Source organism: Streptomyces sp. NPDC047061 (assembly GCF_040643955.1).
Taxonomy (GTDB): domain Bacteria; phylum Actinomycetota; class Actinomycetes; order Streptomycetales; family Streptomycetaceae; genus Streptomyces.
On sequence record NZ_JBEYVI010000034.1, the window covers coordinates 102,658 to 117,802 of the forward strand.

The 15,145-nt window shown below is 72.1% G+C and carries 16 protein-coding genes; 8 read left to right on the top strand and 8 right to left on the bottom strand.

The window, feature by feature from the left end:
* Positions 1–208: 208 nt before the first annotated feature.
* Positions 209–703, top strand: coding sequence for a Rieske (2Fe-2S) protein (locus ABZ887_RS36790; protein WP_361299535.1), 495 nt, complete (start codon positions 209–211; stop codon positions 701–703).
* Positions 704–706: 3 nt separating this feature from the next.
* On the opposite strand, the gene ABZ887_RS36795 is transcribed toward ABZ887_RS36790, so the two are convergent.
* Complete coding sequence (locus ABZ887_RS36795) at positions 707–1,354, bottom strand: cysteine hydrolase (RefSeq protein WP_361299538.1); 648 nt, start codon at positions 1,352–1,354, stop codon at positions 707–709.
* Between the two features lie 81 nt (positions 1,355–1,435).
* On the opposite strand from ABZ887_RS36795, the gene ABZ887_RS36800 reads away from it, so the two are divergent.
* Positions 1,436–1,903, top strand: a complete 468-nt coding sequence (locus ABZ887_RS36800) for a pyridoxamine 5'-phosphate oxidase family protein (protein ID WP_361299541.1) — start codon at positions 1,436–1,438, stop codon at positions 1,901–1,903.
* Positions 1,904–1,934: 31 nt separating this feature from the next.
* Here ABZ887_RS36800 and ABZ887_RS36805 read toward each other — a convergent pair whose 3' ends face one another.
* The gene (locus tag ABZ887_RS36805) at positions 1,935–2,837 is read right to left on the bottom strand and encodes a LysR family transcriptional regulator (RefSeq protein WP_361299544.1); all 903 of its coding nucleotides are present in this window, start codon (positions 2,835–2,837) and stop codon (positions 1,935–1,937) included.
* A 38-nt stretch (positions 2,838–2,875) separates the two neighbouring features.
* Here ABZ887_RS36805 and ABZ887_RS36810 point away from each other — a divergent pair, with 38 nt between their 5' ends.
* Positions 2,876–3,868: a DMT family transporter gene (locus ABZ887_RS36810; RefSeq protein ID WP_361299547.1), complete on the top strand. Its 993-nt coding sequence runs from the start codon at positions 2,876–2,878 to the stop codon at positions 3,866–3,868.
* Positions 3,869–3,955: 87 nt separating this feature from the next.
* On the opposite strand, the gene ABZ887_RS36815 is transcribed toward ABZ887_RS36810, so the two are convergent.
* Positions 3,956–5,287: an aminotransferase class I/II-fold pyridoxal phosphate-dependent enzyme gene (locus ABZ887_RS36815; RefSeq protein ID WP_361299550.1), complete on the bottom strand. Its 1,332-nt coding sequence runs from the start codon at positions 5,285–5,287 to the stop codon at positions 3,956–3,958.
* 36 nt (positions 5,288–5,323) lie between these two features.
* Here ABZ887_RS36815 and ABZ887_RS36820 point away from each other — a divergent pair, with 36 nt between their 5' ends.
* Positions 5,324–6,013: a pyridoxamine 5'-phosphate oxidase family protein gene (locus ABZ887_RS36820; RefSeq protein ID WP_361299553.1), complete on the top strand. Its 690-nt coding sequence runs from the start codon at positions 5,324–5,326 to the stop codon at positions 6,011–6,013.
* Positions 6,014–6,119: 106 nt separating this feature from the next.
* Here ABZ887_RS36820 and ABZ887_RS36825 read toward each other — a convergent pair whose 3' ends face one another.
* Together ABZ887_RS36825 and ABZ887_RS36830 are read right to left on the bottom strand one after the other, a co-directional pair.
* Positions 6,120–7,109 (bottom strand): EamA family transporter, encoded by a 990-nt coding sequence (locus tag ABZ887_RS36825; protein ID WP_361299556.1) that lies wholly within the window; start codon positions 7,107–7,109, stop codon positions 6,120–6,122.
* 52 nt (positions 7,110–7,161) lie between these two features.
* The gene (locus ABZ887_RS36830) at positions 7,162–7,770 is read right to left on the bottom strand and encodes a Clp protease N-terminal domain-containing protein (RefSeq protein WP_361299559.1); all 609 of its coding nucleotides are present in this window, start codon (positions 7,768–7,770) and stop codon (positions 7,162–7,164) included.
* Between the two features lie 200 nt (positions 7,771–7,970).
* Between ABZ887_RS36830 and ABZ887_RS36835 the strand changes: the two genes are divergently transcribed.
* On the top strand, positions 7,971–8,165 hold the full coding sequence (locus ABZ887_RS36835; protein WP_361299562.1) for a hypothetical protein: 195 nt from the start codon (positions 7,971–7,973) through the stop codon (positions 8,163–8,165).
* Between the two features lie 123 nt (positions 8,166–8,288).
* Positions 8,289–8,717 (top strand): SRPBCC family protein, encoded by a 429-nt coding sequence (locus ABZ887_RS36840; protein WP_361299565.1) that lies wholly within the window; start codon positions 8,289–8,291, stop codon positions 8,715–8,717.
* 124 nt (positions 8,718–8,841) lie between these two features.
* Here the strand turns inward: ABZ887_RS36840 and ABZ887_RS36845 are convergent, their stop codons facing one another.
* On the bottom strand, positions 8,842–9,471 hold the full coding sequence (locus ABZ887_RS36845) for a PadR family transcriptional regulator (protein WP_361299568.1): 630 nt from the start codon (positions 9,469–9,471) through the stop codon (positions 8,842–8,844).
* A gap of 165 nt (positions 9,472–9,636) precedes the next feature.
* Between ABZ887_RS36845 and argG the strand changes: the two genes are divergently transcribed.
* Positions 9,637–11,085 (top strand): argininosuccinate synthase, encoded by a 1,449-nt coding sequence (gene argG / locus ABZ887_RS36850; RefSeq protein ID WP_361299571.1) that lies wholly within the window; start codon positions 9,637–9,639, stop codon positions 11,083–11,085.
* 339 nt (positions 11,086–11,424) lie between these two features.
* On the top strand, positions 11,425–12,237 hold the full coding sequence (locus ABZ887_RS36855; protein WP_361299574.1) for a PhzF family phenazine biosynthesis protein: 813 nt from the start codon (positions 11,425–11,427) through the stop codon (positions 12,235–12,237).
* Here the strand turns inward: ABZ887_RS36855 and ABZ887_RS36860 are convergent.
* Both ABZ887_RS36860 and ABZ887_RS36865 read right to left on the bottom strand, forming a co-directional pair.
* Entirely contained in the window at positions 12,227–12,967 is a 741-nt protein-coding gene (locus ABZ887_RS36860) for a type II CAAX endopeptidase family protein (RefSeq protein ID WP_361299619.1), read from the bottom strand. The genes ABZ887_RS36855 and ABZ887_RS36860 overlap by 11 nt on opposite strands.
* Positions 12,968–13,236: 269 nt before the next feature.
* Positions 13,237–14,757 (bottom strand): glutamate--cysteine ligase, encoded by a 1,521-nt coding sequence (locus ABZ887_RS36865; protein WP_361299577.1) that lies wholly within the window; start codon positions 14,755–14,757, stop codon positions 13,237–13,239.
* Between the last annotated feature and the right edge of the window lie 388 nt (positions 14,758–15,145).

Sequence of the window (15,145 nt, forward strand, 5' to 3'; positions counted from 1 at the left end):
ACAGGTCGGCAGACAGGTCGGCGCACGGTGCCGTGGCGCGCCTGTCCCGCTGCGCCGCAGGTCAAGACCGACAGCGAACCGACAGCGCCGTTTTACCGAAGCCTCATGTCCAGGTGGTCACTATCTGGATGCCGTCTGAACAGGTGGTGCGCGAAGACCGTACCCCTGGACAGATCAACGAGAAGCTCCGCGGAAGGGAACCCCTCACATGACCAGCGCACCGCTCAACCCCTCAGCCGGACCGGGCCGCCGTACCGTCATGGCGGCGGCCGGAGCGGCGGGGCTCGCCGCCGCGCTGACTGCCTGCGGGTCGTCCGACGACTCGTCGAGCACGACCACCACGAACAACAACGCGGGTGGCTCCACCACCCAGGACAGCAACGGCTCGGCGGGCGGCTCCACGGCCGCGGCCGGCGGCACCGCGCTCGCCAAGACCACGGACATCCCCGAGGGCGGCGGCACGATCTACAAGGACCAGGCCGTGGTCGTGACCCAGCCGACGGCGGGCACGTACAAGGCGTTCTCGACGAAGTGCCCGCACGCCGGCTGCGCGGTGACGAGCATCGCGAGCGGCGAGATCGTCTGCCCCTGTCACGGCAGCAAGTTCGCCATCGCGGACGGCAGCGTGAAGCAGGGCCCGGCGACCACGGGTCTGACGGCCGCGAACATCACGGTCTCCGGCGACCAGATAACGCTGGCCTGATCCTCAGGACCGCCGGCGCGGTTGTTTGAGGCAGCCGAGCACCTCGTCCGTGGTCGCGACCGTAGCGACCAATGCGAGGGTGTTGCGGACCATCGCGGGGGTGTACTCGGAGGGCACTCCCGCGATGGCGTCGGCCGGGACGACGGCCGTGTAGCCCCGGTTGACCGCGTCGAACACCGTGTTCGGGATGGCCACGTTGGCCGAGACACCGGTGACGACCAGGGTGCGGCAGCCGAGGTTGCGCAGCAGCGGGTCGACGTCGGTGCCCTGGATCGGCGACAGGCCGTGCAGCCGTCGTACGACGAGGTCCTCCTCCGAGACCTCGATGGGGGGCGCGACGCGGACCGCGGCCGTGCCGGACAGCTGCTGGACGGGCAGCCGTTCGGCGGCGCGGAACAGGCGGGCGTTGCGGTTCGCGCCCCGGCCGTCCGGGCGGCGTTCGGCGATCGCGTGGATCACCTGGACACCGGTGTCGTGCGCGGCGGCGACGAGGCGGGCGATGTTGCCCAGCGCCCCCGACGTCCTTGCCTCACGGGCGAGTTCGGGCAGCGCGCTGTCCGGGCCCACCACACCCTGCTGGCACTCGACGGTGAGCAGCACGGTGCTCACGGGGTCGAGGAGTTCCGAGAGCCGTTCGGACGACGACGGCATGACGCCCCCTTCCGCCTTGGTGCGGGGCGGGTGACACTAACCGCCATCGCGCGGGAACGGAAGAAGAGACGAGGGGGCCGCATGACCGTCACTCAGCGCCGGGGCCGGAAGATCATGATGACGCCCGGTGAGCTGGACGAGTTCCTCACCACACAACGCACCTGCCGGGTCGCGACCGTATCGGCGTCCGGTGCCCCGCACGTCAGCGCCCTGTGGTTCGCCTGGGACGGCACGTCCCTGTGGCTGTACTCGGTGGTGCGCAGCCAGCGCTGGAAGGACCTCAGCCGCGATCCGCGGGTGGCCGTCGTGGTCGACTCCGGGGAGGAGTACGACCAGTTGCGCGGCGTGGAGCTGAGAGGGACCGTCGAGTTCGTGGGCGAGGTCCCGCGCACCGGCGAACTGGTCGCCGAACTCGACTACGTCGAGACGGTGTTCGCCCGTAAGAACTTCGGCCTGGACGAGATGCCGCACGACGGCCGGCACGCCTGGGCGCGGCTGACCCCGACAAAGATCGCCTCCTGGGACTTCCGCAAGCTGGGCTCCGCGTAAGGCGGTTCGGGGGGGCAGGTCCGGGGCCGGTTCAGGCGATCGCCTCGGCCGCGCCGCGCAGGGCCTCCACCGCCGCCCGGATCGACGGGCGGCGGTCGGCGTCGGCCCGCCAGACGACGTACACGTGGCGGCGCACCCGCTGCTTCAGCGGCACCATGACAATGCCGTCCGGCACCGGGTGGCGGCCCAGCAGCGGGGCGATGCAGACCCCCAACCCGGCCGCGACCAGGTTGAGCTGGGTGTGGGTCTCGGCCGCGCGGTGTCCGACGATGGGTTCGATGCCGCGCGAGCGGAGCGTGAACATCAGCCACTCGTGGCAGAACTCGCCCTCGCCCCAGGTGATCCACTCGTCCTCGGCGAACTCCCCCAGGTCCACCTCCTCGCGGCCGGCGAGCCGGTGCCCGGCCGGCAGCGCCACCTCGGCGGGGTCGTCCAGCAGGGGCGCCTTGACCAGCCCGTCGGGCACCGGCATCGGCTTGTTGTACCAGTCCAGGACGACGGCGAGGTCGAGGTCGCCGCGGACGACCCCGGCGATGCCGTTCTCCGGTTCCAGTTCGCTGGAGCGGACGCGCAGCGCCGGGTGCCGGGTGCGCAGGGCGGAGAGTGCGGTCGGGAACAGGCCTCGGGCGGCCGTCGGGAACGCGGACAGCCTGAGCTCGCCGACGACCTGGCCCCGGTGTGCCTCCAGGTCGGACTGGGCCAGCTCGACCTGGGAGAGGATCCGGGCCGCGTGCTCGGCGAGCAGCCGGCCGGCGTCGGTGAGCCGGATGCCCCGGCCGTTCTTCGCGAGGAGCTGCTGGTCCACCTCGCGTTCCAGCTTGCCCATCTGCTGCGACACCGCCGACGTCGTGACGTGCAGGGCCTCGGCGGCGCCGCTGACCGAGCCGTGCCGGGCGAGGGCGTCGAGGGTGCGCAGGCGCTCCAGGTTCAACATGTAAGCGATTCTAAGAGGTACCCGGGGGGAAGTCTCGATTGTGCTACGAGGTCGGCTCCCGCATGGTGGAGGGCATGAGCACCGTCACCACCACCGCGACCAGCGAGCCGGCCCTGGCCGCCGGCCCCGCCCGCCCCCGCCTCGACTGGCGCCTGCGCTTCGGCGCCCTGTCGCTGATCTGGGGCTTCAGCTTCCTCTTCATCAAGGTGGGGACGGAGGGCTACGCCCCCTTCCAGGTCACCCTGGGACGCCTGGTGTTCGGTACGGCGGTGCTCGCGGCGGCGATGGCCGTGAAGCGGCAGCGGCTGCCGCGCGGGGCCCGCACCTGGGGTCACCTGGCGGTCGCCGCGTTCCTGCTCAACGCGCTGCCCTTCTCCCTCTTCGCCTACTCGGAGCTGACGATCCCCTCCACACTCGCGGGGATCTGCAACGCGACCTCGCCACTGTGGGGGATGGTGCTGTCGCTGGTGGCCCTGTCGGAGGACCGCCCGACGAGGGTGCGCTTCGCCGGACTCGGACTGGGGTTCATCGGGGTGCTGACGGTGCTGGGAGCCTGGGAGGGTTTCCACGGCCTGGACGTCACGGGGACCGCGATGGCGCTCCTGGCCTCGCTGAGCTATCCGATCGGCTGGATCTACGTCCGGCGGACGCTGGCCGGGACGGGTGACTCGCATCTGGCGATGACCGGGGCGCAGCTGCTGCTGGCGACGGTTCAACTGGCCGTGGTGACACCGGTGTTCACATCCTTCCCGGCGCACTTCGCGCTGGTCCCGTTGCTGGCGATCGCCGCACTGGGTGCGCTGGGGACGGGGCTGGCGGTACTCGTGCAGTACGGGCTGGTGGCGGAGGTGGGGCCGACCACCGCCCAGATGGTCACGTACTTCATCCCGGTCATCGCCGCCGCGGCGGGGGTCGCGGTGCTGGGCGAGTCGCTGCGCTGGAGCACGCCGGTGGGAGCGGTGATCGTCCTCGCGGGAGCGGCCCTCACGCAGGTGAAGCCGCGCGCCCGGGAGGGCGCGGGGCGCGGCTGAGCGGCAGCGCCCCGTAAGGGGCGCGGGGAACTGCGCGACCAGCCCCCACCGGCCCGCGGTGAACGCACGGCCTCACCAGCGGAGCCCTCAGGCCTGGATCCGGCCCTTCGCCGGTGTCACCGCCCTCGCCACCGCCGCCGCCAGCGGACCGGCCTCCTCAGGCGTCAGCGTCGAGACGGTGATGCGGATGCCCGGCGGGGTCGCCAGGCGGTAGCGCGCGCCCGGGGCCACCGCCCACCCCTCGTGCAGCAGCCGGGACACCGCGCCCGTCTCGTCGGGAACCGGGACCCACACGTTCATGCCGCTGCGGCCGTGGGCCTCGACGCCGTGGTCCGCCAGCGCGTCGATGAGCAGTGCACGGCGGGCCCGGTACGCCGCAGCCACCTCGGGGCCGTCCACCGCGCCGTCGGCCCACATCCGCACCACCGTGCGCTGCAGCAGCCGGCTCACCCAGCCGGGGCCCAGGCGCTGGCGCCCCCGCACCCGGTCGACCGTGACCTCGTCGCCGGTCAGGGTGGCCAGGCGCAGGTCGGGGCCGTAGGCCTTGGCCACCGAGCGGACGAAGGCCCAGTGGTGGGTGACGTCCGCCAGGGGATGCAGCGGGAGGTCGACGATGCCGTGGCCGTGGTCGTCCTCGATCAGCAGGGTGTGCGGGTGGGCGCGCAGGACGGCCCGCAGGGCACGCGCGCGGGCGGCGGTCACCGCGGCACCGGTGGGGTTGTGCGCCCGGGCCGTGACGATCAGGGCGCGCGCCCCCGACTCCAGGGCCCGGCGCAGGGCGTCGGCCCGCGGCCCCTCGTCGTCGACGGCCACCGGGACGGTGCGCAGACCCAGCGCGGGGATCAGGTCGAGGGTGCGGCCCCAGCCGGGGTCCTCGACGGCCACCGGGTCGCCGGGCTTGAGGTGCGCCAGCAGGACGCGTTCGGCGGCGTCCAGGGAGCCCGAGGTGACGGTGAGCGGTCCCTCGGGCACACCGTCGGCGGCCAGTTCGGCGCGCGCCATCCGCTCCAGCTCCGGCTCGACGGGGTCCGCGCCGTAGAGGACGGGGTCGCGGTCGCCCTCGGCCGCCACCGCCGCCAGGGCCGCCGCGAGGCCGGGCAGCAGCGCGGGGTCCGGGTTGCCGGAGGACAGGTCGCGCACCCCGGCCGGGACGTCGACGCGGATCCCCTCCCGCCCGGTCGTGGCGGGCTTCGGCCGGACACGACTCCCGCGCCGGCCGGCGGTCTCGATGACCCCGCGCTCGCGCAGGGTGCGGTACGCGGCCGCGACCGTATTGGGATTCACCCCGAGCCTGCTCGCCAACTCCCGCATCGGGGGCAGCAGTTGCCCCGGCTCCAGCTTCCCGGAACCCACCGCGCGCTCGACGCTGGCCGCAATCTCCGCTGCGCCGCGCCCTTCGATCGGATATTCTCCTAGCACAAACAGCATTATGCACTAGTGCAATGGAGAAAAGCAATGGAGACAGCCGTACAGGGGACCGTCCCGGCCCAGCCCGCCGCCTACCCGAAGACCGACCGCACCGTTCCCACCCGCTCCGCCGACCGGGCGTCGTACGACAGGGAAGTGGTGCATGCGATCCTCGACGAGGGCTACCTCTGCCACCTCGGCTTCGTGCGCGACGGCGCGCCGGTGGTGCTGCCGACGCTGTACGGACGGGTCGGCGAGGTCCTGTACCTGCACGGCTCGACGGGCTCGCGGCCGCTGCGGATGACCGGCCAGGCCGACCCCGGACTCGCGGTGTGCGTGACGGTCACCCACGTCGACGGACTGGTGCTGGCCCGCTCGGCCTTCCACCACTCGGTCAACTACCGCTCCGTGGTGGTGCACGGCATCGCCCACCAGGTCACCGACCCCGAGGAGAAGTGCCGCGCGCTGGACGCCCTGGTCGACCACGTGGTGCCGGGCCGGGCCGCCGACTCCCGGCCCGCCGACAAGAAGGAACTGGCCGCGACCGCGGTGATCCGCCTCGACCTGAACGAGGTCTCCGCCAAGACCCGCACGGGCGGCGCGAACGACGAGCCGGAGGACATGGACCTCCCCTACTGGGCGGGCGTGCTGCCGCTGCGGAAGGGGTACGACGCCCCGGTCGCGAACGGGGACCTGGCGGCGGGCGTCGCGGTGCCGCAGTACCTGAAGACCCGCTGATGTGCGGCGCCCCCCTCGGGGGCGCCGGGCCGTGTCCGATGTGCGGCTCCGCCGCATGGGCACGACCGGCCACCACCGGCGACCACCGACCGGCGCCCGACGGCGCTCAGACCGCCGGCTCCCGGACCACACCCTCACCACGCGCCAAGGGTTCGGCGGAGCCCTTGGCGGGCGCGGAGGACTGCGCGATGAACGCCCCGGCCAGTACGACAACCCCGCCCACCACCTGCGGCACACCCAGCCGCTCCCCCAGCAGCACCCACGCCAGCACGGTCGCCACCACCGCCTCCAGACAGGCCACCACGCCCGCCACCTGCGGAGACAACCGCCTTACCGACACCACACCCGTGACGTACGCGACGACCGTCGCGACCAGCACGATCCACCCCAGCAGGACCACCGCCGGCACGGCCGCCCCGTTCATCCGCGCGGAGCCGGCCAGCACCGACCAGTCCATCTCCCACGGCCGGGCCACCACGGTGAGCAGGCCCGCCCCGACCAGCAGCCCGTAGGCGATCACCCCCAGCGGATCCGCCCCCTCGCCGCCGCCGTGGTCCCCGTCGCCCCCGCCGTGGTCGGCGAGCACGAAGTACCCCACCTGGCAGCACGCCGCCCCCAGAGCCAGCACCAGCCCCAGGGCGTCGAACCGCAGCCCCGACCAGACCTCCACCACAGACGCGAGGCCGCCCGCCGCGAGGACCACACCGAGCGCGGCGGCGCGGGTGACCGGCCGGCGCTGCACGAACCGGACCCAGCCGAGCACCAGCGCGGGAGCGAGGTACTCCACGAGCAGCGCCACGCCCACCGGTATCCGGGAGATGGCGGCGAAGTAGCAGGCCTGGACCCCGGCCACGGCGAGCAGGCCGAACCCGGCGAGCAGCGCCGGCCGGCGGCGCGGCAGGTCACGGTGGCGGACGGCGAGCGGGAGCATCACCAGCGCGGCACCGGCGACCCGCAGCCACACCACGTCCAGCGGCGCGAGCCCGGCCTCGATCAGGGGCTTGGCCGCGACGCCGGAGCCGCCGAAGGCGAGCGCCGACCCGAGGGCGAGGGAGAGCCCGAGGCTCTTTCCGTGGCTGCTGTCAGTGGTGTGCACCGGGACATGATGCCAGCGGGCGACATGAGCGTCACCCCCTATGACACCTGTCTCAACGGCTGGACGTGCGGCGTTCCGCCCCCGGGTTCCGCCCCGGCGTCCCGGTGTCCCGGATCGCCCCGTCCCCGTCTATCCGCAGGACCAGCGCCCGGGCGGCCACCCCGGCCCGCTCCAGCACCTCCACGGCCCGGGACTCCGGGTCGAGGACCAGGCCCGCGAGCAGGTCGATGCCGTCGGCGTGGACCTCGCCACGGCGCCGGGCGCGGCTGCGGGCGTACTCCAGGGCGGCGGCGGCCACCGGCGACCAGGCGCCGTCGCCCCTGCCCTCGGCCCTTCCCGCTGCCTGCGGAAGGGCCGGCAGCGCGCCGGAGTCCTCGACCCCGCCCTGCCAGCGCAGGCCGTAGCCGATGCTGCGCTGCACGAGGTAGCCGAGCAGCCGGGCGAGCTGCGGGGCGTCGCCGATGGCGGCCCGCACCTCGGGGTCGTACTCGATCAGCGAGTGCAGCAGATGGGCGGTGTCGACCTGACGGTCCCCGTCCCGTACGGCCCGGCGGCGGGCACCGGCGACCACCGCCGCCAGCTCCGCACCGAGCCCGGCGTCGTCGTCCGCGTGGATACCGCCCTGGTCCTGGGCGGGCTGGCGGGGAATACGGGGTTGCACATCCCCTACCTCATCAATCCCAGGGACCAGAGTCATCGGCGGGGGGAAGCATTTTCGCGTCCCACGCAGAGTGGACGCGGATGGCCGGAATCTCCTCCTTACGGATGAGATCAGACCGATTCCGGCCACAGCGGCGCGCGCCGTCTTGCCGTGCGCCCCACGCGCAACCGTCGCGCACCAGTCGTACGTCTCTCACTGACGTGGAGAGCGCGTGCTGTTGCTGGCTGGTCGCCCTGCCGGCGGTCGACGGCAGGCAGTACGTGTACCGGGTGTACGCCCCGCCGGACGCGCTGCCCGCGGACCTGTTCTGGGACGCCTGGCACTGCCATGACGAGAGCGCGCTCCCGCGTGCGTGGGACCTGTTCGACGCGGCGCTGATACGGCGGGTCGGCTGACCGGCCGGGGCGGCCCTCGCCGCCCCGGATCCGCACATTTCCTGACGGTTAATCAGTATTGAATGTTCGAGGCCCTGCGGCTACGTTCCGCGACACCGTAGCCCGACACGAAGGGGTGGCCCGATGGCCGAAGTCAGCGCGGAGGCACGCATCCAGGCACCGGCCGAGAAGGTGTGGGCACAGCTCACCGACTGGTCGGCGTACGGCGAGTGGAACGCGACCCACACCAACTTTCCCAAGGGCGGCCCCGAGACCCTGGCCGTGGGCGGCACCTTCCAGGAGAACATGAAGCTGATGGGCTTCCCGGCAGAGGTCGAGTGGACCATCGAGGAGCTGGAGCCGGCGCGGGTGATGGCGATCCGCGGCAAGGGGCCGATGGCGGTGACCGTCGCCACCCGCTACACACTGACCCCGGACGGGGACGCGACGGGCGTGCGGATCGACGGCGAGTTCACGGGCGCGGCCGTGTCGCTGATGGCGGGCAAGCTCAAGGACTCGGCGACGGCGGCCCTGAACGAGTCGCTGCGCAAGCTGGGCGGACTGGTGGCCTGAACCGCCCGGCCCGCCGGACGGACCGGACCCACCCGCCAGACCGGACACCCCGGACACGCCGGACGCGCCGGGGCGCCCCGCGGATCGTTCCGCGGGGCGCCCGGTCTCACCTCGTGCCCGAGGGTCAGTCCTCGTCGGCGAGGATGAGGTACAGCTTCTTGCGGGTCTCGTTGATGACGGCCAGCGCCTTCTCGCGCTGCTCCTTGCTGCCGGTCTTCCAGACCTGCCCGAAGGCCTCCATCAGACCGAAGCCGGCCTGCCGGATCTCGCTCAGGGCCTCGAAGTCGACCCCGCGGGAAGCCTCTTCCCAGGGGGCGTCCGGCCCCTCGTCGGCGGCGGTGCGGCCGCTGTCGGTGAGGGCGAACAGCTTCTTGCCGCCCTCGCTCTCGCTGGCGATCAGGCCCTCGTCCTCCAGCAGCTGAAGGGTGGGGTAGACCGAGCCGGGGCTGGGCTTCCACGCGCCGCCGCTGCGCTCGGCGATCTCCTGGATCATCTCGTAACCGTGCATCGGGCGGTCCTTCAGCAGGGCCAGGATCGAGGCCCGTACGTCACCGCGCCGCGCCCTTCCCCTGGGACCACCGCGCCCTCGCGGCCCCCAGGGCCCCGGTCCGAAACCGGGTCCGCCGGGACCGAAGCCGGGGCCACCCGGGCCGAAGGGCCCGAACGCCGCACGCCGGCCGTCACGTCCACCGAAGCCGCCCCGCCCGCGAGAGCCGCTCTGACCATGTCCACGCTCGAATCCGTGGGTACGCATGGCAATCACTCCATTCATCGTTGATCTGTCGCGTATCGTTCGCGATGCTTCGACGATATATCGGAAGCATTCGGATGGCAAGCCCCTTCGGTCGCCACCGCGGCCGAGTTCACGCGGCCGTACAGGGACGTTGCATGACCATGCGTTCTCATGCATAATCTTCCTATGTCCAAGGTCCTCACCTCCCTTCCCGCCGGCGAGCGCGTCGGCATCGCCTTCTCCGGCGGGCTCGACACCTCGGTGGCGGTCGCGTGGATGCGCGACAAGGGCGCCGTCCCGTGCACCTACACCGCCGACATCGGCCAGTACGACGAGCCCGACATCGCCTCGGTGCCCGGCCGTGCGCACACCTACGGTGCCGAGATCGCGCGCCTGGTCGACTGCCGGGCCGCGCTGGTCGAGGAGGGCCTGGCCGCGCTCACCTGCGGCGCGTTCCACATCCGCTCGGGCGGGAGGGCGTACTTCAACACCACGCCGCTCGGCCGGGCCGTCACCGGCACGCTGCTGGTGCGGGCCATGCTGGAGGACGACGTCCAGATCTGGGGCGACGGGTCGACCTTCAAGGGCAACGACATCGAGCGGTTCTACCGGTACGGGCTGCTCGCCAACCCGCACCTGCGCATCTACAAGCCGTGGCTGGACGCGGACTTCGTGACCGAGCTCGGCGGCCGCAAGGAGATGTCCGAGTGGCTGGTGGCCCACGGGCTGCCGTACCGGGACAGCACGGAGAAGGCGTACTCCACCGACGCCAACATCTGGGGTGCCACGCACGAGGCGAAGACCCTGGAGCACCTGGACAACGGCATCGAGACCGTCGAGCCGATCATGGGTGTGCGGTTCTGGGACCCCGAGGTCGAGATCCTCCCCGAGGACGTGACGATCGGCTTCGACCAGGGCCGCCCGGTCACGATCAACGGCAAGGAGTTCGAGACCGCCGTCGAGCTGGTCATGGAGGCCAACGCGATCGGCGGCCGGCACGGGCTCGGCATGTCCGACCAGATCGAGAACCGGATCATCGAGGCCAAGAGCCGGGGCATCTACGAGGCACCGGGCATGGCGCTGCTGCACGCGGCGTACGAGCGCCTCGTCAACGCGATCCACAACGAGGACACGGTCGCGCAGTACCACAACGAGGGCCGGCGGCTCGGCCGGCTGATGTACGAGGGCCGGTGGCTGGACCCGCAGGCGCTGATGATCCGCGAGTCGCTGCAGCGGTGGGTCGGCGCGGCCGTCACCGGCGAGGTGACGCTGCGGCTGCGGCGCGGCGAGGACTACTCGATCCTCGACACGACGGGGCCGGCGTTCAGCTACCACCCGGACAAGCTGTCGATGGAGCGCACCGAGGACGCGGCGTTCGGTCCGGTGGACCGGATCGGCCAGCTCACCATGCGGAACCTCGACATCGCCGACTCCCGCGCGAAGCTGGAGCAGTACGCGGGGCTGGGCCTGATCGGGTCCGCCAACCCGGCGATCGGTGCGGCGCAGGCGGCGGCGACCGGTCTGATCGGCAGCATGCCGGAGGGGGGCGCCGAGGCGATCGCGTCCCGCGGGGAGGCCGCGACGGACGCCGACGAGCTGCTGGACCGGGCGGCGATGGAACTCGGCACGGACTGAGCGTTCCGCTCAGGGGGGCCGACTCGGCGACGGGTCGGCCCTCCTTTTTTCGTTGCCGGGGCGCGAAGGGGCATCGGCGCCGTGGGAGCTGACGGTCGGTCGGCCGGTGCGGCGCCGTCGTGGTTGCTCGCGCAGTTCCCCGCGCCCCTGACGGGGCGCTTCACAGTTACCCAGCTGCGGGCAGGCGTGCCGCAGGGCGGCACGGTGGGCGCAGCGGCACCCTGCCAGCGCCGGTAAGCGTCCCCCCTCCCCCCATTTGGCCGCACCTCGTGAAAACCGGGCCAGGGTTGCGGGATTGGCCTTGGGCGGGGGCGGTGGGCTGGGCCTAGCGTCTGGGGCATGCGGATTCGAATCGTTGACGCCTTCGCCGAGCGGCCCTTCGCCGGGAATCCGGCCGGAGTCGTGCTGCTGGACGGCTTTCCCGAGGACGGGTGGATGCAGAACGTCGCCATGGAGGTGAACCACGCCGAGACCGCGTTCGCGCACCCGCTGCCCCAAGGCGGCGACGCCGACTGGGCGTTGCGGTGGTTCACGCCGGTCACGGAGGTCGCGATGTGCGGGCATGCCACCCTCGCCACGGCTCACGTGCTGCACACCACGGGGGCGCACCCGGGACCCGTGCGGTTCGCCACCCGGAGCGGGGTGCTGATCGCCTCGACCGGTCCGGACGGGGCCGTCACCCTGGACTTCCCGACCGCACCGCTCACCCGGGTCGACGCGCCCGACGGTGTCGCCGAGGCGCTCGGGGCGGAGCCCGTCGCCGTGTTCGACACCGGGGCGAACATCGGCGACCTGCTCGTCGAGGTCGCCGACGAGAAGACGGTCCTCGGCCTCTCCCCGGACCACAGGAAGCTCGGCGCCCACTCCGCGCGCGGGATCATCGCCACCGCCCGCGCCGAGGACCCGGCCAAGGGGTACGACTACGTCTCCCGCTGCTTCTTCCCGAACGTCGGCATCGACGAGGACCCGGTGACGGGAAGTGCGCACACCGCCCTCGCGCCGCACTGGTCCGGGCGGCTGGGCAGGACCGATCTCACGGGGCTCCAGGCCTCCCGTCGTACCGGGTTCGTCCGCACCGCGCTGCGCGGCGAGCGCGTCCTGCTGACCGGGCGCGCGGTCACCGTCATCGACGGCGAACTGCTCACGCCGTAGGCAGCCAGCCCACCTTGCCTGCGAGCAGCGCGTAGCCGACGAACGCGCCGATGTCGAGCAGGGAGTGCGCGACCACCAGGGGGCCGACCCGGCCCCACCGCCGGTACAGGTAGACGAAGACGACGCCCATCACCATGTTGCCGACGAAGCCGCCGATCCCCTGGTAGAGGTGATACGAGCCGCGCAGCACGGAGCTCGCCACCAGCGCCGTGCCGGCGGTCCAGCCCAGCTGGTCAAGACGGCGCAGCAGGTAACCGACGACGATGACCTCTTCGAGGATCGCGTTCTGCATCGCGGAGAGGATCAGTACGGGGTACTTCCACCACACGTCCGGCAGCGCCTCGGGGACCACCGTGAGGTTGAAGCCGAGGCCGCGGGCGGCCAGGTAGAAGGCGATTCCCGCGCTGCCGATCACCGAGGCGATCGCCGCGCCGCGCCCGAGGTCGGGCCAGGGGCGGGTGCGGTCGAAGCCGAGGGTGCGCAGGCTCGCGCCCTCACGCAGGAGGAGGTGGGCGACGAGGAGGACGGGGACGAGTGCCGTCGCGATGCCGAAGAGCTGCCAGGCCAGGTCCAGCCAGGGGCGGCCGGGCGCGGCCGACGCGTTGAGGGTCGCGGCCTGGTCCTTGAGGCCGCCCGGTTTGGTGACCGAGCCGACGAAGCTGATCAGGGCGGACACTCCGCTCGCACCGAGCGACAGCCCCAGCACGAGCAGCGTCTCGTCCCTGAACATGCGCTGCGAGGGCCGCTCCACCGGGTAAGCACCGGCCACCTGATCCGCCTCCACCTGCACCCCTGCCTCCAGTCGAGCAATCCCGCCGCCCCATGGGACGTCCCAGCTTGCCCGATCAACCTGAAGCAGGCACGACCGACCCCCGCTGCAGCGCCCCGAAAGGGGCGCGGGGCCGTATCGACATGCGGCTCCGCCGCGTGGGCGCGACCAGCCACAACGAACCGGCACCCGGCAACCCACCGCACCCCCACGGCGCGCCCCCGTCGGCCTCACCCCAACGGCACCGGCTCCAATAACCCCACCGGCCACGTATGCACCGGCTCCCCCTCGTTCATCAGCTCCGCATAGCGCCGCGTCATCGCCGCCAGCGCCGCATCCCTCGGCAGGCCCCGCTCCAGGGCCCGGTGGAACGTGGCCGCCTGCCAGGACGCCCCGTTGACCCGCCTGCGGCACCGCTCCTCGATCACGCCGAGGTAGAAGTCCCGGTCGGCGGGCTCCACCCCCCACGCGTCCAGCCCCGCCTCCGCCAGCGGCAGCAGCTCGTCGCGGACCAGGGTGACCGCGTCGACCTCCGCCGTACCGCCGCCGTAGCGCGCCCGCCTCGGCCAGACCAGACGTGCGTCGATCCCGTACCGGCACGCCGTGTCGAAGTTCGCCTCGGCCGCGGCGAACGGCAGCCGCGTCCACACCGGGCGGGACTCCTCCGCGAGGGCGCGGACCAGGCCGTAGTAGAACGCCGCGTTGGCGACGACGTCGGTGACGGTGGGGCCGGCCGGCAGCACGCGGTTCTCGACGCGCAGGTGGGGGACGCCGTCGGCGATGCCGTAGACCGGCCGGTTCCAGCGGTACACCGTCCCGTTGTGCAGGACGAGTTCCGCGAGCTTCGGCACCCCGCCCGCGTCGAGGACGGACAGGGGGTCCTCCTCGTCGCAGATCGGGAGGAGGGCGGGGAAGAAGCGCAGGTTCTCCTCGAACAGCTCGAACGCCGAGCTGATCCAGCGTTCGCCGAACCAGGTGCGCGGCCGCACGCCCTGCGCCTGGAGCTCCGGCGGCCGGGTGTCGGTGGCCTGCATGAACAGCGGGGGGCGGGACTCCCGCCACAGTTCGCGGCCGAAGAGGAACGGGGAGTTCGCGCCCACGGCGATCTGCGCGGCGACCGCCGCCTGCGCCGCGTTCCACACGTCGGCGAAGCGGGCCGGGGTGACCTGGAGGTGCAGTTGCACGGAGGTGCAGGCGGCCTCCGGGACGATCGACTTCGAGGTGCACACGAGGTGCTCGACGCCCTCGATGTCGAGCAGGAAGTCCTCGCCGCGGGCGGCCACGATCTGGTCGTTGAGCAGGGTGTACCGGTCCACCTCGGAGAGGTTCGCGGAGACCAGGTCGTCCCGCTCCAGGGTGGGCAGGATGCCGGTCATCACGATCCCGGCGTCCACCTCGCCCGCCTTCCGGTCGGCATATGCGAGCGAGGTCCGGAGTTCCTCCGCGAGCCGGTCGAAAACCCGGCCGGCGAGCCGGTGTGGAGCTATGTTCACTTCCAGATTGAACATGGCGAGTTCTGTTTGGAAATCACGGCTCGCGATACGTTCCAGAACCTGACCGTTCAACATTCTCGGCAAGCCGTCGGCGCCGGCCAGATTCAATTCGATCTCGACGCCCATGAGGTTCTTGGGGCGGTCGAACCGCTTCTCCACCAGCAGCCGCTCCAGCCCCGCGAGACAGTCGTGGAGCTTTTCGCGGTAGCGCCGGCGATCGGACAGGTCGAACCGGCCCGCCGCGACCTTCTCCCCCATCGAAGCGTCCCTCCTCGAATGGGCGGGCCGGGCTTCCGGCCGCCGGTGTCCCGAGTCCAGGTGGGATGATGCCCAGCGGAGGCGATCGATAACGTCGCGCGGGGCACCGGCCACCCGCTACTCTGTTGGAATGTGTCCCGCGGCACATTCACGAGGCATGGAGCCGCATGCAACTTCGGGTTCCCCGTTCCCCTCGTGAAAAACGCCGACTACATCCGGCCTACCGCGACAGCCTCGTAATCCGAGGTCAGCGGGGTTTCGACGGGCAGGAAACCGGGAGGATTCCGCACGAATCAACGGCCGAATTGGGCCTTGTTCGGTTGTATGAAACATCCCGGTGAAACACCACCTGAACAGGCGTCGTATAAACTCCGCGAACAAGGCAGAA